21 protein-coding genes are annotated in these 23,088 nt (G+C 39.7%); 6 read left to right on the forward strand and 15 right to left on the reverse strand.

Translation table 11 applies throughout. The features are described from left to right. Positions 1-9: 9 nt before the first annotated feature. From flgK to sda, 8 genes are all read right to left on the reverse strand, one after another. Positions 10-1,575: a flagellar hook-associated protein FlgK gene (flgK, locus tag AN957_RS24115; RefSeq protein ID WP_056686564.1), complete on the reverse strand. Its 1,566-nt coding sequence runs from the start codon at positions 1,573-1,575 to the stop codon at positions 10-12. Between the two features lie 18 nt (positions 1,576-1,593). After that, complete coding sequence (locus AN957_RS24120) at positions 1,594-2,079, reverse strand: flagellar protein FlgN (protein ID WP_056686567.1); 486 nt, start codon at positions 2,077-2,079, stop codon at positions 1,594-1,596. 18 nt (positions 2,080-2,097) lie between these two features. Beyond that, positions 2,098-2,361, reverse strand: coding sequence for a flagellar biosynthesis anti-sigma factor FlgM (gene flgM, locus AN957_RS24125; RefSeq protein ID WP_056686570.1), 264 nt, complete (start codon positions 2,359-2,361; stop codon positions 2,098-2,100). Positions 2,362-2,615: 254 nt separating this feature from the next. Then, a complete protein-coding gene (locus AN957_RS24130; protein ID WP_053478735.1) occupies positions 2,616-3,047 on the reverse strand; it encodes a TIGR03826 family flagellar region protein in 432 nt (143 codons plus the stop codon). Positions 3,048-3,139: 92 nt separating this feature from the next. Beyond that, positions 3,140-3,844, reverse strand: a complete 705-nt coding sequence (locus AN957_RS24135; RefSeq protein WP_342668503.1) for a ComF family protein — start codon at positions 3,842-3,844, stop codon at positions 3,140-3,142. After that, positions 3,834-5,330, reverse strand: a complete 1,497-nt coding sequence (locus AN957_RS24140) for an ATP-dependent helicase ComFA (RefSeq protein WP_056686573.1) — start codon at positions 5,328-5,330, stop codon at positions 3,834-3,836. Before AN957_RS24140 ends, AN957_RS24135 begins: the two co-directional genes overlap by 11 nt. A 177-nt stretch (positions 5,331-5,507) precedes the next feature. Then, positions 5,508-6,350 (reverse strand): DegV family protein, encoded by an 843-nt coding sequence (locus AN957_RS24145; RefSeq protein WP_053478861.1) that lies wholly within the window; start codon positions 6,348-6,350, stop codon positions 5,508-5,510. Positions 6,351-6,572: 222 nt separating this feature from the next. After that, entirely contained in the window at positions 6,573-6,725 is a 153-nt protein-coding gene (gene sda / locus AN957_RS27240) for a sporulation histidine kinase inhibitor Sda (RefSeq protein WP_082446734.1), read from the reverse strand. Between the two features lie 171 nt (positions 6,726-6,896). Between sda and AN957_RS24150 the strand changes: the two genes are divergently transcribed. Next, positions 6,897-7,169, forward strand: a complete 273-nt coding sequence (locus AN957_RS24150; RefSeq protein WP_053478733.1) for a hypothetical protein — start codon at positions 6,897-6,899, stop codon at positions 7,167-7,169. A gap of 684 nt (positions 7,170-7,853) precedes the next feature. On the opposite strand, the gene AN957_RS24155 is transcribed toward AN957_RS24150, so the two are convergent. Both AN957_RS24155 and AN957_RS24160 read right to left on the reverse strand, forming a co-directional pair. Then, positions 7,854-8,540, reverse strand: coding sequence for a response regulator (locus tag AN957_RS24155; protein WP_053478732.1), 687 nt, complete (start codon positions 8,538-8,540; stop codon positions 7,854-7,856). 111 nt (positions 8,541-8,651) lie between these two features. Continuing rightward, complete coding sequence (locus AN957_RS24160; RefSeq protein WP_053478731.1) at positions 8,652-9,809, reverse strand: sensor histidine kinase; 1,158 nt, start codon at positions 9,807-9,809, stop codon at positions 8,652-8,654. A gap of 465 nt (positions 9,810-10,274) precedes the next feature. On the opposite strand from AN957_RS24160, the gene AN957_RS24165 reads away from it, so the two are divergent. The 5 genes from AN957_RS24165 to AN957_RS24185 all read left to right on the forward strand — a co-directional run bounded on the left by AN957_RS24165 (position 10,275) and on the right by AN957_RS24185 (position 16,627). Beyond that, complete coding sequence (locus AN957_RS24165; RefSeq protein ID WP_053478730.1) at positions 10,275-10,913, forward strand: YigZ family protein; 639 nt, start codon at positions 10,275-10,277, stop codon at positions 10,911-10,913. Positions 10,914-11,077: 164 nt separating this feature from the next. Then, positions 11,078-12,115 carry an LCP family protein gene (locus tag AN957_RS24170; RefSeq protein WP_053478729.1) on the forward strand — a complete coding sequence of 346 codons (1,038 nt, stop codon included), beginning with the start codon at positions 11,078-11,080 and terminating at the stop codon, positions 12,113-12,115. Between the two features lie 207 nt (positions 12,116-12,322). Beyond that, positions 12,323-14,431: an N-acetylmuramoyl-L-alanine amidase gene (locus AN957_RS24175; protein ID WP_075209244.1), complete on the forward strand. Its 2,109-nt coding sequence runs from the start codon at positions 12,323-12,325 to the stop codon at positions 14,429-14,431. A 176-nt stretch (positions 14,432-14,607) separates the two neighbouring features. Further along, a complete protein-coding gene (locus tag AN957_RS24180; protein ID WP_053478728.1) occupies positions 14,608-15,303 on the forward strand; it encodes an SH3 domain-containing protein in 696 nt (231 codons plus the stop codon). Between the two features lies 1 nt (position 15,304). After that, positions 15,305-16,627, forward strand: a complete 1,323-nt coding sequence (locus AN957_RS24185; RefSeq protein ID WP_053478727.1) for a SpoIID/LytB domain-containing protein — start codon at positions 15,305-15,307, stop codon at positions 16,625-16,627. A 681-nt stretch (positions 16,628-17,308) separates the two neighbouring features. On the opposite strand, the gene AN957_RS24190 is transcribed toward AN957_RS24185, so the two are convergent. The 5 genes from AN957_RS24190 to AN957_RS24210 all read right to left on the reverse strand — a co-directional run bounded on the left by AN957_RS24190 (position 17,309) and on the right by AN957_RS24210 (position 23,083). After that, a complete protein-coding gene (locus tag AN957_RS24190) occupies positions 17,309-18,550 on the reverse strand; it encodes a glycosyltransferase family 4 protein (protein ID WP_053478726.1) in 1,242 nt (413 codons plus the stop codon). A gap of 13 nt (positions 18,551-18,563) precedes the next feature. Then, positions 18,564-19,427, reverse strand: coding sequence for a UTP--glucose-1-phosphate uridylyltransferase GalU (gene galU / locus AN957_RS24195; protein WP_053478725.1), 864 nt, complete (start codon positions 19,425-19,427; stop codon positions 18,564-18,566). Beyond that, on the reverse strand, positions 19,424-20,506 hold the full coding sequence (locus AN957_RS24200; protein ID WP_053478724.1) for a glycosyltransferase: 1,083 nt from the start codon (positions 20,504-20,506) through the stop codon (positions 19,424-19,426). The genes galU and AN957_RS24200 overlap by 4 nt, the downstream gene beginning before the upstream one ends. A gap of 81 nt (positions 20,507-20,587) precedes the next feature. Beyond that, on the reverse strand, positions 20,588-21,694 hold the full coding sequence (locus AN957_RS24205; RefSeq protein WP_053478723.1) for a glycosyltransferase: 1,107 nt from the start codon (positions 21,692-21,694) through the stop codon (positions 20,588-20,590). Positions 21,695-21,703: 9 nt separating this feature from the next. After that, positions 21,704-23,083: an O-antigen polymerase gene (locus tag AN957_RS24210; RefSeq protein ID WP_053478722.1), complete on the reverse strand. Its 1,380-nt coding sequence runs from the start codon at positions 23,081-23,083 to the stop codon at positions 21,704-21,706. Between the last annotated feature and the right edge of the window lie 5 nt (positions 23,084-23,088).

The following is a 23,088-nucleotide window of genomic DNA, read 5'->3' on the forward strand; positions in this document are numbered from 1 at the left end:
TATTTATCCCTACCTTCCGACTGTACCCATGCCATTAATGATTTTGTCTAACATTTCGTCTAAAACTGTGATATTTCTAGCAGATGCATTATACGCATGCTGGAATCTAATTAAATTTGACATTTCCTCATCAAGTGAAACACCAGAAACTGATTGCCGCTGTCTATCTACTGACTCTAATAGTGTCAAAGTATTATTAGTTAAGACATTTGCTTCCCGTGTTTTGACACCTAGGGAGGTAATTAGCCCACCATAGAAGGACTTAATATTTCCTGTCATTTTCAAATCATTTTGAGCGAAATCTTTTAAATTAATTAAGTTGCCTGCGGAATCTTTAATCTGTGCTTCAAACTCAGAAAGATCCTTTCTGAGTACTTCAGCCACTTTATAAGCATTATCCCCATTTCCTTTTCCATTGAGGGAAGCAGCGATTTCATTCGGGTTTGTGAGTGCTACTGAAATTTTACCAGCTGCCCCTTTATAACTTGAAAGATCCTGGAAGAAGTTTTTCCCACTATTCCCATCAAGATCAATTCCGCTTCTATGGACATGATTGTATTCCTTAATTAAGGCAAAAGCCAATTTATCAAGCTGATCTACCATATCAGGATATGTACCCACTTGTTTCCCGCTTTTATCCACATACCCATAAGCCTCTATATCTGATCTTAGGGTTCCTTTTGAGAAATCCTCTACTTTTACTGGTGAGCCATTTCCGATTGATAAGGATTCAACATAACCATCATTATTCATTTTGTAGGATATCTTATTTGGTTCCCCGCCAATTGTATTCTTATCAACTAACGTCCCTAAGCTTTTCCCTGAATGATCCAGAATTTCTATTTTATAAGTTCCTTCAGCAATTGGTGATGGGATTCCTCCACTTTGCTGATTTGTCACTTTGATATTCACTAATTGTGAAAGTTCATCGACTAGTCGGTCTCTTTCATCGTATAAGTCATTCGGAAGATCTCCATGTGGTTCCACCTGACCTATTTGTTTATTAATTTCATTGATCTGATAAGCTAAAGTATTTATTTTATCAACATTTACACTAATACTCTGCTTTAGATCGTCACGAATAGAATTAAGGGTAGTAGAGAGATAATTAAAAGTATCTGCCATCGCATTTCCTTGCGCTAAGACACTTTCTCTCGCACCGCTCTCATTCGGGTTCGTTCCTAATGTTTGCAGGGAATTCCAGAAGTTGTCCATTGCTGCTGATAGTCCTTCTGATGTAGGCTCGTTCATTACATCTTCCATTCGAGTCAGCGCATCAGATCTTGCTCCGTAATATCCTAATTGATTACTTTCACTTCTGTATCTAGCATCAATAAAGCTGTCACGGATTCTCTGAATACTTCCTGCTTCGACACCTGTCCCCATTTGCCCAGGCAAGTGCGGACGATTTATCCCATTACCTGGATATGGAATAGTTGGCTGAAAATTAACCCGTTGTCTAGAAAATCCTGGTGTATTCGCATTTGAAATATTATGTCCTGTTATATATAAAGCACTTTGCTGAGTGAACATACCTCGGCGGGCTGTTTCAAGTCCCATAAAAGTTGGGCGCATGATTGTTCCTCCGTTCTGTTATGCTTTCGAATTAAACATCCCTTGGGCGCTTTTTTCGGAAGACTTTTTATTTTTTTTAGGTGGTCCATAGTTTATATTTTCAGGCTGCGGACGCAATAAATTCATAGAAACATTGACGAATTGCAGAGAGTTATGAATGAGCTGCTGATTGAGATTGTTTTGTTCCTTTAAATGAAAGACTTGTTGGACGAGTTTATTGGCAATGTCTGTAATCTTGTCCTGTTCAGCAGTTGAAAGACGATCCATACAATCTGTAACTGTCGGTTGATCGATGTGAGGCGCAAGAGCCTTTGCTGCTTTTTGGCGTTCTTTCTCCATTCGATCAATGGCCGCGATATGGGATTGTTCGTCTTTTAATAATTGGTTTAGGGCATCCATGTCCCCGGTTTTGATGATGTCTGTTTTGTTCACTGCGAGCTCATAGAGGCTTTTGTGAAGCTTGCATAGCTTTTCCATGGATGCGTATAACAATTCGGCGGACATGTGTTTCCCCTCCAATCCTTATCTTTTATAGAAATTGAGGATGCTTTTTGCGACCTCATTTGGGTTGATCTTATAGTTGCCGTTCTCTACTTGTATTTTCAGTTCATCTACCTTTGTTTGGCGGTTGACAGCATACTGGGAGACTTGCTGCATTTCTTTTGCTGTTGTTGAGATTTCTATTTTATCTGTTGCGTTTGCTGTTGTTTTTGCTATGTTATCAAGTTTATTCATTTGGCGTTTATATGGGTTTACACCTGAAGTGCCAAAGTTATTGATTTTCATTGATATCCCTCACTTTCACTCCGAGCGAATTTCTATATAGTTATTATCGGTAAAAGTGTAAAGTTTTTAAATATTATTTTTAAGTTAGCTGAAATTACTTCTAAATACCTATTGAAATGAATGTCCCTTTGCTTAATTTGAACTAGATAATAAAATTTCCTGAAATAAAAAACCTGTAAGACACACGTTCAGATGATCGATTCATTTGATGAATCACAATCTGCCCACATTTCTCACAGGTAATTAGTTCAATGTTAATTTCTCCCTTTAATCTTCTCATCCATCGCAAAATAAGTTGCATTCTTTTCTCTTCTCTCAATTTCCAATCTACGCTCTTCTTCCATTGCGAAAACATCAAGCTCTTTTCGAAGAATTTCTGAACAATGATCACAAAGCTTTCCTGTACGAATAATCGCTCCGCATTTGTCACATGGGTATCCAAGGTTTGGAAATTGTGTTAATTTGAGACGTCCTGTTTTAATGAATTTTAGGATTAGCTCTTCTTCTACTCCGGTTGCGCTTACTACTTGTTCCATTGTTGCCGCACGGTTTTCACGTTTGCGGATGAATTGGTAGACCGTTTCGTATGCCTTTTCTTCCTCTTTCCAGCAATTTTGGCAGATTTCACGGAATTGGTTTTTTACGAATATGTCATTACAGTTTGGACAGTTTGTCAGTTCAGACACGCTGGCTCCTCCTTATTATCTTTAAGATCTCTTTTTCCACAATTATAGCCTGAATGCCGGAAATTAGAAAATGGCAGATTTCCGAAATTCTGTTATCCTCTTGCTATTGTCAGCGAGGTTATTGATTGGGCGCCTGCTTCTTTAAGGACTTTCGCGGCATGTCTAAGTGTAGAACCTGTAGTATATATATCGTCAATGAGGAGGATTTTTTTATTTGGAATGTTGATCTTTGTTTGAAAAACTTGTGAAAGGTGAATGCGCTCTGAGCGGGATTTCTTTGATTGCTTTTCTGAATGAATTCTAGTGAGGAGATTGTTTGGCTGATAGCCACAAGCTAAAATTATAGCTTCTGATTGATTGAATCCTCTTTCATAGAGTCGATCCTCGCTTAACGGGATCGGAACGATTGCATCAAAAGAGATCAATTGGAGCTTTTTCTTGATTAACGGAACAAATAGATACGAAAGCAAATAATCCCCACGATATTTGAAGCGTGCAATCACTTCTTTGGCAAAATCGTTGTAATGGACAAGTGAATGGTTTCTCTCAAGCGTACCTGCCCATTCGTGATCCTCCTCCCAACGGATGCAATCTAAGCACCGATTCCCCGCTTTAAATTGTGGTTCTATTTCCACTAAAGGACGACCACAGCTCTTACAGGTTTCTCCTTCAATTTTTTCAAATTTCGCGTAGCATTCCGTACACATGTAGCTTGATTCTTCTTTTGAAAATAACGTAGTCCAGCCCATTTGCGGCATCATTTCTGAAAAGCAAACAAGACAGTGTTCAATAATCAATCAGTCCTTTCTTTCGAGCTTCTTCGTTCATTTTTAAGATTTGATTTTTCGCACGAATCATTGCATTTGTTTTACCATAATGAAAAAAAGTGATCTCGCCGCTTGGGAACTGTGCACTCCTGCCCACGCGGCCGGCAATTTGAACGAGGGCACTTTCAGTAAAAATACGGTCCTCTGCACCTAGTACGGCCACATCAATATTGGGGAAAGTTACTCCTCTTTCTAAAATCGTTGTGGTGAGGAGTACGGGGATTTCCTTGTTCCGCATCGCGATTACTTTTTCCTTCCGATTTGGATCTTCCGCATGGACCGCCTCTATTTTCGGATGGAGCGATCGGATGAGCGGAAGGATTTTTTCCATTTTATCGATTTTAGGAATGAATAGGAGGCATTGCTTGTTAGAGTCCAGACGCTTTTTTACCCATTGAACGATGGTTGGGGGAAGGCGATTCTTTTTTAGCCCCTTTTCCCAGTTCCCACACCATTGAAAATGCGGCATTGGTAAAGGATGACGATGGTAGCGGGCAGGAATTGTTGCAAAGTCTTTTTTTCCTTGAAGGCATTCGGTTTGCCATTTTTCATTTGGGGTAGCAGTAAGGTAGATCATGGAGGATGACTGCTTTCGCGCTTGATGGACGGCGTATTGGAGAGATTCCTCAACAGAATATGGAAAGGCATCAACTTCATCGAGAATGACAGTATCAAAGGCTTGGTAGAATCTAAGAAGCTGGTGGGTTGTTGTAATCGTTAAGGAGGCATTCAAATGGCGGTCTTCACTCCCGCCATAGAGGGAAGCAACCTGGATGTTCGGGAAAACACTTTTTAGACGAGGAGTTAACTCAAGTACCACATCTGTTCTTGGCGTTGCAAGACACACTCTTTTTCCAGCGGTAAGCGCAGCATCTATGCCTTGAAAAAGCACTTCGGTTTTCCCTGCCCCGCACACTGCCCATATAAGGAGCTCTTTGTTTTCATTAATTGCCTGTACAACTCGTTCAGAGGCCGCTTGCTGTCCTTCCGATAGGGAACCGTTCCAAGAGAGCTGCGAACGATTGATATCGATTTGTGCAGGCGGTCCTGTCCAGCTGATTAATGGGGTGCATGCACTGATCCTCCCCATCATTATGCACTTACGGCAATATAGGCACTGTTCGCCGCATCGGGCACATGGAAAGTGAGCGAAAAAATGTTTATTTTTGTTGCCGCAGCGATTGCAGATAGGTTTATTTTTTTCAATTGAGATCCCTTTCCGGTAGATAAGGCACCCATTTTCGTAATGTTCTTGGATTTCTTCGAGGGGAATGACAAGATCATCGAGCAAAAGCTGTTTGCCTGCTAACTGTTGTTGAAGCTCTATGTTGTAGGAGTAGCTCGAATTCGTCTGCTGAACGGGAATGTGATCAATTGATGAGATTGGGTATGTTTTTTCAGGGGAATGAAGGAGTTTATCGGGAAGGAGTTTCGAATGGACGATGGCAAATCGCAAAGGATCACCTCAGTAGTATTAGAGGCACCCGGCATACGATCCGAATACCTCTGTTATTTATTTTTCGTTACTTTCAGTCACGCTTTTACTCTATTTGTTACCGTGTATTCTGTGTAATGCGTATATCGGGTCCTTTTCGTTCCCCCGAAGTAACTTTTTTTGCAAGTCAGGGAACGTTTATTTCTTCTTTACCCAACCTAGTCCCATCGAACCCTCACCAAGATGGGTACCGATGACGGGACCGAAGTAGCTGATCATAAATTCAACATTTGGGAATTGGGCTTCAAGCTCGGCTTTCCATTCGTTTGCCTCTGCTTCTCGATTTGCATGAATAATTGCTGCTCGATAAGGGGCACCGCTTTTGGCATCCTCTTCAAGGAGTTCGACGATTCGTTTCATTGCCTTTTTGCGTGTGCGGATTTTTTCAAATGGGACAATGACCTTCTCTTCAAAATGGAGAAGCGGTTTTACTTGAAGCAAGCTGCCGATAAGTGCTTGAGCACTTGAAAGACGTCCGCCGCGCTGTAAATGGGATAGATCATCGACCATAAAATATGCGCGAATCGAATGCTTCATTTCTTCTAGCCGTGCCATTATTTCCTGTGGTGAATGTCCTTCTGCAGCCATTTCCGCTGCTTCCAGCACATAAAAGCCTTGCACCATACAGCTGATTTCAGAATCAAATGGAAAGACTTCAATTCCTTCCGCCATGCCTCCAGCAGTGACCGCACCTTGGAATGTACCGCTAATCCCGCTTGATAAGTGAACGCTGATAACAGCATCATATTCCTTTGATAGCTTTTCAAAAAGCTCTACAAACTGTCCAACTGGAGGCTGAGAGGTTGTCGGAAGCTCTTTTTGCTTTACTTCCTCATAGAAGTCAGAAGCACTTATATCGATTTCTTCCTGATATGTTTCATTTCCAAAAATTACACTAAGTGGAATCATATATATATTTAATTTTTCCCGTAGTTCCTTTGGGATATAGGCTGTACTATCCGTGACTACTGCCGTTTTCATATTTGGGATACCATCCTTATTCATTTTCTATTTCCCATTTTATATGAAATTGAAAGGAAATGCATTAAATTTGGGGTGGATTTGACGGGATTAGGCTGAAGAGAGAGAATTTTTATCATGTGTGGAAACGTTCGAGAAGAATAACGTTAATAGTACTGTGAAAATGGGTATAAATCATGTAGAGTAACTGAAGCTTACTTTTGGAGAATTATAGATACAGGATCAATTCAATTGTTTTTCATAATAAACCTCTAAGCCTCTTTTATTAATTTCAAATAATAGAAATTCAATAAATTTCGGTTCAAGATCAATCGCAACAGCTTTATAGTACGTCTCGACTAATAATAGATCTGGCAGTTTTTCTAAACTAGACATATCCACTCGCTCCTTTATGTATTTATTCCTATTTTGGTTAAAAACACCTATTTTGTAAACAGGTATAAAGTAAGTGTCATGAATTGTACATTTCTAGTGAGTTCAGGTATGTCCTCTCTACATTGCAGTCAAGATTGTACGAGGATTATTTATTATAGGGTGGGGTTCTATATGCACAAGAGGGCCTATTCAAATTCGTATTACCCTGGCACAGACCATAGGAGAAATATTCATGCATTCAAAAATATACTAAAAGCTTATAAATCGATTAGAATTTCTACAATTAAATATTCTATTACTGGAGAGGAATTAGCGGATTGGCTCACTGAGGTTTCTACTCCACAGGAAATCGAAGAAGTTTTATTTATGATTCACTGTGCACGGAAAAGAGGCTCCGAAATAAAAAGTATATTACAAACTCTCGCAACCGGAGTGTTAAAATGATTATGTTTTTTAAGAATAAGTAGTATTGATTTTACTCGTGAGTACATTCTCTTTTGTAGGGATCTATAAAATGGACTCAGGTTGGGACTTGATAACTCATGATTCACTAAACTTGTCCGAACCTGGCTCTTGTTCAGACTCGATCTCTCTTGTCTTAACCAATCTTGTCCGAACTTAGATCTTGTTCAGACTCGATCTCTCTTATTTTCACTAAACCTGTCCGAACTCAACTCTTGTTCAGACTCGTTCTCTCTTATTTTCACCAAATTTGTCCGAACCTGGCTCTTGTTCGGACTCGATCTCTCTTATCTTCAGCAAACTTGTCCGAACTTGACTCTTGTTCAGACACGTTCTCTCTTATTTTCACCTAAACTGTCCGAACTTGACTCTTGTTCAGACTCGATCTCTCTTATCTTCAGCAAACTTGTCCGAACTCAACTCTTGTTCAGACTCGATCTCTCTTGTTTTCACCTAAACTGTCCGAACTTGACTCTTGTTCAGACTCGCTCTCTCTTATCTTAACCAATCCTGTCTGAACTCGGCTTTAATTCGGAATCGATTACCCTTAAAATCGCCAATCCTGTCCAAAGCCTAATATAGTAAATTTACTCATATAAACCCAATCCACTCACATAAAAAAGAGCCCTTGCATTTTTATGCAACAGCTCTTTTCTCAATAACGTACTACCGAACTTCTACCCAGCCATTTTTAATGGCGACAACTACGGCTTGTGTACGGTCGTTTACGTTCATTTTTTGTAAAATATTGCTGACGTGGTTTTTAACCGTTTTTTCACTAATGAAGATGGCTTCACCAATTCCGCGGTTGCTTTTTCCATCTGCTAGCAGCTGGAGTACTTCGCATTCGCGGCGAGTTAGCAGATGAAGCGGACGGCGAATTTCTACGCGCGGCATGTGAGATTGACCTTGTCCTGCTTCCTCTAACGCAAGTCTGCGGTATTCATTTACAAGATTATGGGTTACCTTTGGATGTAAGTATGAACCGCCATCGGCTACTACTTTGACAGCTTCAATTAATGCGTCTGCATCCATTTCCTTCAATAGATAGCCGCTTGCGCCTGTCTTCAATGCATGCGAAACATAATTTTCATCATCATGAATGGAAAGAATAATCACCTTTGATTCAGGGAATTTTTCAATCAGCTGGCGTGTAGCCTCAACACCATTTGTACTCGGCATATTAATATCCATAATAATGACGTCTGGTTGGTGCTGTTCAACGATGGAAAGAGCTTCACTTCCATCATCCCCTTCAGCTACTACCTCAAACGATTTTTCAAAATCTAAAATGCGTTTTACGCCTTCTCTAAATAATTGGTGGTCATCAATTATGACAATCTTTGTAGTCATTTTTTCCCCTCCTACATTCTTCACATAGATTTTATCTAAGTAATTTCTTATTTCTCTTTAAAATTTGCTACTATCTTTGCGAAATAATTATTCCGTTCCCCTCTACTATCCTCAATTATTCGAGTCACAAATAATAGGAACCTGAATGAGAACAACTGTCCCTTTTCCTATTTTTGAATCAATGGACAGCTCGCCTTCTAATAGCTCGACCCTTTCTCTCATGCCGATCAAGCCAAAGGAATTTGTCTTTTTCTGAGAGGTATCAAAGCCGATCCCATCATCTTTAATGATAGCAGAAACTTTGGACTTATCGATTTCAAGCTTCACTTGTATTTCTGATGGCCGAGCATGTTTAATCGCATTCTGTACAGATTCTTGGATGAGTCGAAATAGAGCCACTTCATAATTTGCTGGGAGTCTCTTTTCTTCTTTTAAATTTGCAAAGACAATTTTTGTTTTCTTATGATATTCTTCGGTTGTCTGCAAGTATTTTTTGAGGGTCGGAACTAAGCCTAAATCGTCAAGAGCCATCGGACGCAGGTCATAAATAATCCTCCGCACTTCATATAGTGCATTTCGGACCATTTTTTTCAGGTCGCGAATTTCCTTGAATGCTTCATTGCTGCCTCTTTCCCGGTATACTCGTTCAATTAAATCCGAACGCATCATGACATTTGCCATCATTTGCGCTGGACCGTCATGAATTTCCCTAGATACACGTTTTCGCTCTTCTTCTTGCGCAGCGATGATTTTCAACCCGAAGTCTTGTTTCATCTTGGCATCCTCGAGCATTTCACCAACTTGCTGGAGATCGCTTGTTAAATAATTCATAACGACCGTAATTTGGGAAATGAGATGTTCTGCACGCTCAATCGTTTCCTGTAAGCCAATAAGCCTTCTTTCAATATCATCGCGTCGATCCCGAAGCTGCTTTTCTATTTGCTGGTTCATGGAATAATTCATTTGCAGCTGATGAGCTTTTTCATATGCATCTCGTACTTCCGCTTCAGTATAATCCTTAAAGTGCATGCTTACTTCAGAAAGACGTTTTCTCGCAAAACGCGTTTGAACATCGAGCCTGTCCCCTTCGCTAATGGTCTTCGCAACTTGCTCCTTCATTGCTTTAAGCTCATCACTTAAAGTCATATGATCCTTGCGGCATTGCTCACCAATACGAAAAATTTCGTTCTTGCTAATGTCAACCGTGTCAATCATTTTTTCTAATATTAAATCAAGCGTCTTTGTATCAAGTTTCTTTTTTTTGCTCATTAAATATCCTCCAATCGAAAAGCATACGCTTAGCGACCTATGGACTGTATAGCTTATGAAAAAAGCTTATGTACTGTAAATGCTTCTCTTCTACCCAGCATAGACCTACTTTTAAACAAATTTCTTCCACTAATCCCTTTTATTCTAGCTTGAAATGGCTTGTTATACTATCTCTGAACACTTAAAAACAGGCTAAAATGGGCAAAATTCCGTAAAAAGACTTAGTATTATGTTTCATACATATGACTTATATCCTATAATATGACCATAAATTATCTTTATTAGCCAACTATATTCAGTGAATAACTTATTTATAGAAGGTTCCTACCATTTGAATATTGTTATTATAACACGGAGACTTTTTTACAATATTAAAGTTTCATTACATTCAGCTTATAATTGAAGTTTTACAACTTGTCGAATTATAATGAAGAAAGGCGAATTAGATTGGAAAGGAGCGGTTATATGCTGCCCCGTTACTATACTGTAAAAGGTTACGGAGAACACGAAATCATCATCCAAAAATCGCGATTTATCGCTTATGTTGAAAGAGCGGAATCGGAAGAAGAAGCACAAGAATTTATCCAAAAAATAAAAAAACAAAATTGGGATGCCACACATAATTGCTCTGCCTATATGATTGGAGAAAATGATCAGATCCAAAAAGCAAATGATGATGGTGAACCGAGCGGAACCGCAGGCGTTCCCATCCTTGAAGTACTCAAGAAAAAGCAATTGAAAGATACGGTTGTTGTCATTACTCGGTACTTCGGAGGAATCAAGCTTGGAGCAGGCGGCCTTATTCGTGCTTATGGGAAATCTACCTCAGAAGGCATTGATGCAACTGGGATTGTTGAAAGAAAGCTCATGCAGGTTATGCATACGAAGGTGGACTATACTTGGCTTGGAAAGCTCGAAAACGAACTTCGCTCCTCTATCTATGCGCTTAAGGAAATCCATTATTTAGATACGGTAGAGATCGAAACATTTGTGGAGGAAGAACAAACAGCTGCCTTTACAGAATGGATGATTGAGCTAACGAATGGACAGGGAGAAATTACAGAAGGCGCCTTGTTATATTTGGAAGAAGACGTGGAAAAATAATTATATTTACGATTACTGATAATTTCGGTAAAATTAACTATTGATTTACTTGCGTTTAACAAAGCCAGCCTGCAATATGTGTCTTTTTTAATGAAACAAATAGAACATACAAAGAATACAGTCACTAAAGTTTCTTTACTATTAAAACAAAAAGTGGGGATAAAATGTCTAATCTTAGGTCAAATAGGAGAAAAAGCAAAAAGAAGCGTTTTTGGCGCACCTTTGTCCTTTTAATCCTGCTCCTTTTAGTTGGTGGCGGATCGTATTTTGCATTTGATATTGCTTACCACGCAAAAAAGGCTACTGATAATATTTACCAAGAAATTGATCGTGAAAAAGTAGAAAATCATCGAACAGAAGAGGTTAAGATTACGAAAGAGCCTTTTAATATCCTATTATTAGGAATTGAAGAACAAGGTGGCGGACAGCGATCAGATGTACTTCTGCTTGTAACCGTTAATCCAATTACAGAAGAAGTATCCATGTTAAGTATTCCTCGTGACACACGAATTATGGTTCCGGCGGCTGGAAAGAAAACAAAAATTACTGAGTCCTTTAGCTACGGCGGCGTTGAATCAACAATTGAAACGATTGATGAGCTGCTAGATGTGCCAATTGATTATTATATTACGACGAACTTTGACGGATTTGAAGATATCGTTGACACACTTGGCGGAGTGGAAGTAAATGTTCCATTTACATTTAAATCACAGCTTACAGGCAGCTTAAAGTGGAAAACCTTTTATGAAGGTCCAATGGATCTAAATGGGAATGAAGCTCTTGCCTATGTAAGAATGAGAAAAAAGGATCCACAAGGGGATAAAGGCCGAAACGAAAGACAGAAGGAAGTAATCAAGGCCATTATTGATAAAGGAACATCCTTCGGTACGATTACAAAAATTAATGATATATTAGGTGACTTAGGAGAGAATGTAAAAACAAACATTCCCCCGTCTAAATTTGCAAATTTCATAAAACTATATAGCAAAATAAAGAATACAGAAATTCAGAACTTAACAATAGAAGGCGAAGATGAATACATTAATGGCGTTTATTATTATATTCCTGATGATGACTCTATTGATGAAGTAAGCACAATATTAAATGACAGCTTAACAAATACGAAGAAAACAGTAAGAACAAATGACCAGCCTTCTCAAAATTCGCAATCAGAACAAGATACGGATAACGAAGAATACTAGATTAATATAATACAAGCCTGTGTAAACGTGAAAACGTGCCACAGGCTTTTTTTGTATAAAATCTCCAGAATACCCCCTCTACATCCATTGCTATCTATATTTTTCTAATAATAAATAACTATATTTAGTATTTATAGTTGGAACATTAGACAAAGTTCGCTAGAATAAGATACGGAAATATAATTTTGTCGACGGAGGGAAAAAATTTTGAAAAAACTGATTGCTTCTTCTGTTCTTGCTACTGCTGCTCTCTTTCCTGCCATCGTACAAGCAGAAAGCCTTGATACACCGGCAAATACGTTAGTAGAACAAATAAACAGCAGTATGATTCAAACAGGTAAGAACGCTTTAATTACTGAAAATAATGTAAACATTCGGAAGGGCGCTACTACTTCTTATCAAGTAGTCACAAAACTTTCAAAAAACACAGTAGTCAAAGTGATTGATAGCTTTACAAACAGCAAAGGGGAACTTTGGTATCGGATTGAGCTTGGCTCCGTAAAAGGCTGGGTAATCCAAGATTATGTCGCACCATCTAATGATTATAAGCCTGCTCCTCCAAGTACAGAAGTCAAAACAATTTATGCGGCAAAGGCTCCGGTTCGAAAAGGGGCAACTGATTCATACAGCATCGTTACATATGTTTATCAGAATCAAAAAGTAAACATTATTGATACGTTTAAAAATGCAGCTGGAGAAACATGGTACCGTGCTGATCTAGGATCCGTAAAAGGCTGGATTCATGGGGATGCCTTTGATTCAACTGCTAATCCGCCAAGCCCTCCAGGGTCTGAAACAACGGATCTCCCCGATATTGGCAGCTATGTTTATAGCGGGCAAAATGGGCTGGATGTCAGAAAAGGAGCAACTACCTCTTACGCATCCGTCTACAAGCTTTCATTAAACCAGAAAGTAAAAGTTATCGATCACTTTACCCATACAGACGGTACAGCTTGGCTAAGAGTAGAGGTAAATGCTTCATTAGCGGGCTGGATTCCAGCAGAATCAGTTAGTACGTCTGAATCATTGAATCTTGATTTGTATGTAACTGCCGATGTAGCTAATTTAAGGAGCGGTCCATCCACGAGCTATTCAATTATGGATCAGGCAACAAAAGGAACACTTTTAAAAGCAGTAAAATCTGAAAAGGGTTCAGATGGCCACTTATGGTATCAAGTACTGACAAGCTCCAATCAATTAGCATGGATCAGTGAAACGATTGTTTCAACACAGACTACTAATACATATGCTGTTGGTTCAAAGTACACGGTCAGTACATCAAATACGAATCTGCGTTCAGGTGCATCCACTCAATATAAAGTGGTAGAAGTTCTGAAAAAGAATACGACAATAACAATCCTTGGTGAGTTCAAGAACTCTCTTGGCCAGCAATGGATCAATATTTTGAGCTCTTCTGGAAAAAAGGGATGGGTTCTAAGCTCTGATATGGCTTCCTTTCAATTAGTATCTAAGAAGCTATTATCGCCAACAGTAACTACTTCGGGTGGAGATCAATACTTAAACTGGAAAAAAGCGAGTAATTTTTCCGTTTCTTACACAACACTGTCTTCCAATCGCTTAAAGCTGACAGGAGGATTAACAGATGTTGAGCTGCCTTCTGGAAAAATTCCTGGAATTCAATCCGTCGAAACCTTCGCTTCAGGGGCTGAAAAATCAGTCGTGATAACGTTTGAACCAGGATACTCCTTTACGATGAGAAATTATAATGACAAGCTATCTATTAAAATTGTTCCATTCGGTATGAAAGGAAAAACAATTATCGTCGATGCTGGTCATGGCGGAAAGGATTCTGGGGCAGTAGGTCCTTCTGGAATAAAAGAAAAGGATGTTGTTCTAGCAACTGCATTAGCTCTTAAAGAGGAAATAGAAAAATACGGAGCAACTGTCATCCTTACTCGCAGCACTGATGTTTTCCTAGAATTAGCTGAGCGAACAGCAATTGCCAACAAATCGACTGCAGATGCATTCATTAGCGTTCATGCAGATTCCTTCTCTGCATCATCTAATGGGTCAACAACTTATTATAATTCAACGGTTAATTTTAACGGACCGCGAAGCAAAACATTAGGTAGCGCCGTTCAAAAAAGTATGATTTCTTCACTTAGCACTTATAATCGAGGCGTTAAGGAACAAAACTTCTATGTAAACCGTATGAATGACCTGCCAAGTATTTTAGTAGAACTCGCTTTCATTTCTAATCCGAAAGAAGAAAAATTGCTGAATTCTAGCGATTTCCGCAAAAAAGCAGCGGTTGGAATTACCAATGGGCTCGAGGAATACTTTAACAATTTCTAAATACTTGTAAACTATTTTCCATAACGAATATTTATGCTAATCTACTATAGGAATATAAATTTGGGTAATTTTTATTAGTTACCCAAATTTTTTTCATGGACGAATGTCTCATTTTTCAGAGTTATCCTTTTTTAGGACTAATAGTTTTTGTTTTTTATATAAAAGGAGGAAAAAAGATGAATCGATCAAAAAAGTTAATGGCAGCAGGTGTGTTAACGCTGGGCCTCGGAGCGGGTGCGGTTATTTCGACTCCTCAAGTAATGAAGGCTTCAAGCAACGTTGTATTAGCAAGTGTTGATTGGGTGACTTCTCAATTAAATCCAATGAAAACGAAGATTTCCGAGCTAGAATCAAAGATTTCCTCACAGCAGCAGGAAATAAATAATCTGAAAGCTCAAATTTCTCAGCCGGGGACAACACCACCGCCTGTTACTCCACCAGTTACTGGAGAGCTGCCTTCAGCTGTTTATGCTAAAGGAACAGTTAACATTCATTCTGGAGCAACAAAAGACTATAAAGTAGTTGCTACTAGAGCAAGTGGCTCTTCATTGAAGGTTATTGATTCACATAAATCTGCAACAGGTCTTTGGTATCGTGTTGAACTTTCTTCTACGTTAAAAGGATGGGTATTTTCTGGAGACGTTTCTGTTGAAAAGCCAGCGAATGCAGAGAAAACCGTCGTGACATTTGGAGATGTGAATTTGCGTAAAGGAGCGACGACAAGCTATGCATCCCTTCAAGTGATTCCAAAAGGGACAACGTTAAAATACATTTCCTCCTTCACAAATGCTGCTGGCGAGGTTTGGCATAATGTTCAAACAGCTGGCGGAATCAAAGGATGGGTAATCGGCAATCTTAGCGAGGTGAAATAAATTGAAGAAATTTATTTCCATTTTTGCTAGTCTACTATTGCTACTAGTCTATTTACCAACTGACTCGAAAGCAGCAGAACTAGTAAACTACCCAACCAAAGTAAATGTATCGATTCTTTTAAATGCAAATGTGACTCTCTCTTTAAACGGCTCATATCAGCTTAGCAATAAAGATACAGGAAATGTTACGCAAGTACCGCCAAACACGACGATTAGTGTTAAAAAGGATAGCGCTGGAGTAACTGTAAGCTACACTGGCTTTACCGAAAGCTCTGCTAAAGGTTTTGATGTTCAAGAGCAGATCAGCAGTAGTCTATCTCTAGCAAGAGTAAGCAATGGGGTGACTTACCGCGGCAGTTTCTTTTTGAAACCAAACGGCAGTAAAATAGAAGTCATTAATATTCTTGATATGGAAGACTATTTAAAGGGTGTAGTTCCTAGCGAAATGCCTGCTTCCTGGCATAAAGAGGCTTTAAAGGCACAAGCCATTTCTGCTCGAAGCTATGCGGCAAATTCAATTATGCTAACAACGACTGCGGCAAGCCAGGTATACCGAGGGTATTCTGGAGAGGATGCTCGGACAAATGCCGCCATTAAAGAAACAGAAGGGCTTTTAGTTAAATATAATGGCAAACCGATTCAAACCTTCTTCTTTTCAACAAGCGGCGGCCGAACGGCAAATGTTGGAGATGTATGGAACTCTAGACAATCCGATTTTCCTTATTTAGTATCTGTTGAAGATCCATATGAAAATTCTCCATACAGCAGCTGGAGTGAAACATTTACGGCTGCACAAGTGTTAAAATCATTCGGATTTGCTGAAACAGCTCAAATCCTTGATATTACCTTAGCTAAAACAGGCGCAAACGGCGAAGTTCGCGGAGTAACACTGAAGACTTCTGCTGGCGATAAAACAGTCACTGGAAATGAAGCAGTGATTCGTAAACTATTCCCTCTGCCCGATGCAAACCTTTATAATCAATTATACTCAAACTGGTTTGATATTCAGGTAAATGGCTCACCAACGGAGCTATCCGTCCAAACAGCTAACGGCACTGAAACCATTAAGGATCTAAAAGGACAAAAGGTGCAAACGGCAAATGGCGAAGTTTCCCTTTCAGATTCAAAGATATCGATCCAAACTACTGGTGGGGTTGTTTCTAATGAAGGCGGAACAGGCATTACCTCTGTAACCCTTAATGGAAAAGGCTGGGGACACCGAATTGGAATGAGCCAATACGGCGCACGTGGCTATGCAGAAAAGGGCTGGACTGCTGTACAAATCCTTACCCACTATTTCCAAGGAACAACGGTTTCAAAATAAAGTCAAAAGCGCTTGGAGAATGAGAAATCACTCCAGGCGTTTTCTGTTTCATATTAGAAGATGGAATTCCCTTACTTCACTTTATAGACAAACGAGCGCCTTCTCTTGTTACCGTGTCTTCGAGTTTCTGGCTTTCGCGGGCACATGTTCCTTTCTCTTGTTACCATGCCTTCGAGTTTCTGGCTTCTGCGGGCACATGTTGCCTTCTCTTGTTACCACGCCTTCAAGTTTCTGGCTTTCGCGGGCACATGTTCCTTTCTCTTGTTACCATGCCTTCGAGTTTCTGGCTTCTGCGGGCACATGTTGCCTTCTCTTGTAACCGTGTCTTCGAGTTTCTGGCTTTCGCGGGCACTTGTTGCCTTCTCTTGTTACCATGCCTTCAAGTTTCTGGCTTCCGCGGGCACTTGTTGCCTTCTTTTGTTACCGTGCCTTCGAGTTTCTGGCTTCCGCGGCACATGTTGCCTTCTCTTGTTACCGTGTCTTCGAGTTTTTGGCTTTCGCGGGCACATGTTGCCTTCTCTTGTTACCGTGTCTTCGAGTTTCTGGCTTTCGCGGGCACATGTTCCTTTCTCTTGTTACCGTGCTTTCGAGTTTCTGGCTTTCGCGGGCACATGTCTGCACCCCTCTCCTTCTCCTTCCCCCACTAACATGCCCTCCAGCAAGAAGAAAGCCAATTCCTACCTAGGAATTGGCTTTCTTTTTTTCCTTGATTTCTATGTTATCTAGAATTTCATCTACAATGCTTTTCCATGAATATTGTTCGATCGCAAGCTTACGACCATTTTCACTCATCGCTTGATATTCATCATCAGATATCGTCATTAACTCTGAAATCGCATTTGCGATTCCTTCAGGATTCTCTGGAGGAGCAATTTTTCCGCAATTGTATTCTTCAAGAATTGCTGCGCTCTCCCCATCTCCGCAATAAAGTACGGGAACGCCTGAGGAAATGGCAGGGAAAATCTTCGAAGGTCTTGCTCCTTTGAAAAGCTCAATATTTCTTAAGGAAACGACACTAAAGTCGGCAATTGAAAACATTCTTGGCATTTCAGAAACGGGAACGGATCCATAAAACGTCACATTTTCCAGCCCTAAGTCTTCTTTCATTTTTACAAGCTTCTCGCGCTCTTGGCCATCACCAACAAAAAGAAAGTGGACATCTTGCTGCTTGTCCAATAACAAGAGAGCCGCTTCCAATACCGAATCTAATCCCTGTGCATAACCGAGTGCTCCAGCATACATAAATACCTTTTTCCCTTGTATGCCAATCTCACTTAACAAGCTCTCATCTTTTGGAATCGGCTTGAATGTCTCCGTATTCACGCCATTCGGAAGTAGGAAAACATCTGAATCGTCTTTCCCTTTACGGATCATATAATCCTTAATTCCTTCAGTTGCAGTCGCAATTTTCCACGACTTTTTATAAAGAAATTTTTCAAGCCACTCCGCTAAGCGGATAAACGATTTATTTTTTAAAATCCCTAATTCAACTGCAGATTCTGGCCAAATATCCGCTACGTTGAAGACAAATTTAGCCCGTTTCATTTTAGCCCCGAGATAACCGGTGATGCCGAGAAAAAGCGGTGGCGAATTACAAATGATCACATCGGTCGGTTTTGCCTTCATGAGCGAATAAAACGCACTGAATGTAAAGGAAAAATAAGAAGCAAGCCGCTTCCAGAAGCTTCCTTTCGGAGATGGGTAAATCCATGAACGGTGAACAGGAATCCCATCCCAATCCTCATACATATAGAATTTTCCTTTATACTCCTCTGGAATAATTCCATGAGGATGATGAGGAAATGCTGTTAATACTTCCACCTGATGACCTCTGCTAATTAGCTCTTTACTTACTTCGTATACTCGAATTTGAGGGGCACCTGTTTCAGGGGGAAAATGCTGGCATAGATAAATCACTCTCATTTTCCCATCTCCATTACTTAACATGAATTTGTTTAATATAAGCTTCTAGCTTATCTTTAAGATCCGGACGCTTCAATGCGAAATCGATGGACGCTTGTAAAAATCCAAACTTATCTCCGACATCATAGCGGTTGCCCTGGATGATATAAGAATAAATCGATTCCTGTCCAAGCAATCGATCAATTGCATCTGTGAGCTGAATTTCACCTTTTTTATCAGGCTGTACCTGTTCAAGCAAATCAAAAATCGCTGGCGATAAAATGTATCGTCCAACAATCGCCTGTGTGGATGGCGCTTCTTCAATAGCAGGCTTTTCAACTAAACTTTCCACCTTGAAAAGATCCCCTGTATTTTCTGAGTAATTCACAATTCCATACTTATTCACTTCTGAACGAGGAACCTCATTACAACCAAGAATGCTTGAATGAACCTCATTATATTGATCAATCATTTGCTTTAACGCAGGAACCTCACTATCGACAATGTCATCGCCAAGCAATACAGCAAAAGGTTCATTGCCAATAAATTTCTTCGCACATAGGACCGCATGGCCTAAGCCTAGTGGCTCCTTTTGTCTTACATAATGAATATCAACGAGGTTAGAAATATTCTCAACGATCTCGAGCATCTCATGCTTACCTGTTCTCTCAAGAAGCAATTCTAGCTCAACGGATTTATCAAAATGATCCTCAATTGCTCGTTTACTTCGTCCTGTTACAATAATGATATCTTCGATTCCCGACTCAACCGCTTCTTCAATAATGTATTGAATCGTTGGCTTATCTACGATCGGAAGCATTTCCTTTGGCTGTGCCTTTGTCGCAGGCAAAAACCTTGTCCCTAAGCCTGCTGCAGGAATAACTGCCTTTTTAATCATGATTTCATCCCCTTTTTCAAGGTTTGGTCATAAAGCTCAAGCATGCCATTCGCGTTATCAACCCAGTTATAATTTGCCTTTACATGGTCAATGCCCGCAAGACCCATCGCTTGGCTTTTTTCTTTATCTTCTACTAAAGATAGAATCGCTTTCGCTAATTCTTCCGGATTTTCTTTTGGCACTACATACCCTGTCTTGCCCTCGAGAACAACCTCAGGCAGGCCGCCGACATTAGAAACAACGACAGGAACACCGCATGCCATCGATTCTACTGCAGCAACCCCAAAGCTTTCACTGTCCTCTGTAGAAGGAACCCCGAACACATCCATTTTATTTATGTATTCAGGTACTTTGTCATTTGGTACTCTGCCCGTAAAAGTAGTGACATGATCAATTTTCAGCTCTTTTGTTAATTGTTCATATTCACTTCGTTGCGGCCCATCTCCGACAATTAGCAGCTGGGCATTTTTCTTGCTGGCGTAAATCGTGGCAAACGCTTTAATTAAATCCCCAATGCCATATTTATCTGATAACGCCTTAACCGTACCTATCGTAATTTGATCGTCTGATCTCAACCCGGGTATTGGCTTGAATTTATTCAGATCCACACCGAATGGAGTGACAAAAACCTTTTTATCTGTATACTTATTTGTTTCTTTAGCCATGATATGACTTGTAGAACAAACAACATCAGTCTTCGATAATGTGTAATCAACAATTTTTCGATTCACACTGCCTTGCTGAGGAAATTGGAAAATATCTCTTCCCCAAACAGAAACATAATAAGGCTTGTAATTTGCCAATGCGCCAATAAATCCATAGCTTGACACATAGTGAGCGTGCAGAATATCAGGTTTGAATTGTTTTAAGATTTTTTTCAGTGCGAAAACGCTTGAAATATAAGATAGCTTCCCTGGTAAAAGCTTAGGAAGAGTAATCGTATCTACTTCTTTCGCATTTTCCGCAGAATAATGATCGAAAAACGTTACAACCTTCACATCGATCCCCTTATCTTTATAAAACAAGGCCCACTTATGTGTGTGTATCGATTTACTTGGAGCCAAAATTAAAACTTTCATATGTCCTCCTCAGAAAGTCGTTCATTAAAATGTACACCCTACAAAGACAAAACACCTCGTTTTGTCCACAAGTCGTGCAAATTATTTGATTAGGGTGCTCTTTATTTTTTCCACTCTTGCAAGCCATGAATGCTTTTGCAAGAACGTTTTTTGAATATTTTCTCGATAATGCTCAGCATCTTTTGCCATATTTTCGATTGCCTTTGCCATAGCTGTGGAGTTGTCTTCACAAATAATGCCATAGTCATCTGTCTCTATTATTTCTTGTTGGGCCTGACAATATGTGGCGATGACTGGAAGCTCATTAGAAAGGTATTCAACAAGCTTGACCGGGACGGAGAAATCATTATACGTACTGCGATATCTCGGAATAAAGGCAAAGTCCATTTCACGATAAAGAGCATTTAATGCTTCTCCGCTCACATGCTTTACCGCTACATTCATTTCCTGCAAACGTGCCTTCTTTTCCTCAGGCAATCCCTTATACTCGTCCTCACGGCAAACAACCGTTAATTCACAAATAGAGCCTTCTTTATTTGCTAGTTGAAGTGCATCTAGCAAGAGAAACAATCCGTAATCTTCATTATTAATCCCGCCGACATATAGCCCTTGAGCCTTTTCGTTCACTCGTTCATTTCGAACGATTTGGCTCTCTTTTCCGCCTGGAGGGAGGGAGACTTTCTCCCTGTTAATATCCACAAACTTCCCCATTGCATCGCTAGGCAAGAAAATAACGTCACAATATTTATTATAGAAATTCTCTTCCATTCGGTAGATGGTCTTCATAATCGCTTTCTTCGCACCCTTTAATGGATAAAGCTCATCAAACTTCCAATACACATCACGGTAAAAAACACCGACAGGCACATGGCGCTGTTTTAAAAATTTCATGACCTTCGTATCAATAAAAGGCTTCTTCGGAATATGTCCTTTATCGGTCAGCCAAAAAGGAATCGTTTGGTTCTCCATATAGCAGAACCAAAGATCATCCAGCTTCCCTTCTGCCTTCCATTGCTCAAATAAGGACTCCCTTTCAGCTGAGTTCCCTGACAGCAAGAGAATATTTACACCTTCCCGGCTTCCCCATTGCTGAAAGGCCTTATGAATTTCCTTCGGGCGAAGCTTTGAACCGCTATTCGCATTCTCGGCTACCTCAAATGGATAGTATAGTAAAACTGATTTCATCATTTTTTCTCCTTATAGCTCGTTTCTCGCTTTCTTCTTGAAAAAGAAGGAAAACAAATCCAAACGAATTCTTATAAACAATAGAATTCCAGCGAATAAGCAAGTGATAAATATCCAAATTGGATTGAAGAGAAAATCAGCAAATCCACCTACTAATGTCCGAGGAATGTTAATGGAAAAGTAAATAAACAAGCATAAAAACACCGGGTTTTTCGGAAGCCTGATAAAAATAATATACAGCAGCTGGATAAGTACGCCGACATAAATCGTCCCGAATAAAATCCCTAAATAGCCGAAATTAGCATACGCCTCCGCAATGAAAAGCGTATTCAGCACACCGCCTGTCCCGTCTTCAATCCGGTTAGGAAACGCGTTTGCCATGACTAGTCTAGCCGAACGCACCTGTTCGATATCGAACCAGCCGATTAAAATGGATGGGAGACTGCTGCCATTTAAAAATGGGATCGACTCCCCAAAAATATTTAAATGCAGGAAGGTAGGTGCAATTTGAGCTAAAATAATTCTTCCAATTGGTCCAGATGAGTAGGACAGGAAGGAACTTAAATCATTTACTCCTTGAATAAACACGTACATCAAAATGATTAATACAGCTCCACTAATGATATACTTATTAATTTTCCTGCGGTTAAGCACGAGCTTCCCAACATATAGCTGTACAAAAATAAACATAATGATGTAAAAAATAATCGGTGATTTTGATAGATCATACACACTGATTAAGACCGCACAGGCGAAAAGAGGCAGGAATAATAATCCCCATTTCAATTGTCTTGTCTTTACAGTATATACATAAGCGATTAAGGACAGCAAAGGGGTCAATGCAATCGCAAAAATATTTCTTATTAATACTTTGCCGTGAAAATTCCTTGCTGCATCAATTCGAAGTTGGCCCAGATCAGATAAGTTCCCTTTTAACAGCTCCAAAATAGGAACCTGACTTGTCTTCAATAGCGTATAAGCAACCGCAAGCATACTAATGAGCGAGAGACCGAGAAAGATAAGGTAGAACTCATTTTTCTCCGTAAACGTATTCTCCACTGGCTTTTTCAAGTAATGATTAAATTCCTTCTTTGCATCAAAGCCTGCAAGCTTGCTGACGATGAACATCGAAAGCGGCAGCATAATCATGACGAAAGAAACGGCTCCAAAACCGATATACCGATAAACTTCATGGTCGAGTTTATTAATCATGTAATAATGGTCGATATCAAGAGCAATTAATAAGCTGCCAATATAACAGGAAACAAACAAGGAATAATAAAAGATTAAAGAATTAAGATTTGGCTTAAACAGTGACAAGCTCCCAGATACTTTTTTAAATAGGATGACTGAAATCGTTAGAACAGCCAGCCAAATAATAATAGCTAACATTCGTC

Source organism: Cytobacillus solani, from assembly GCF_001420595.1.
GTDB classification, from domain to species: Bacteria; Bacillota; Bacilli; order Bacillales; family Cytobacillaceae; genus Cytobacillus; species Cytobacillus solani.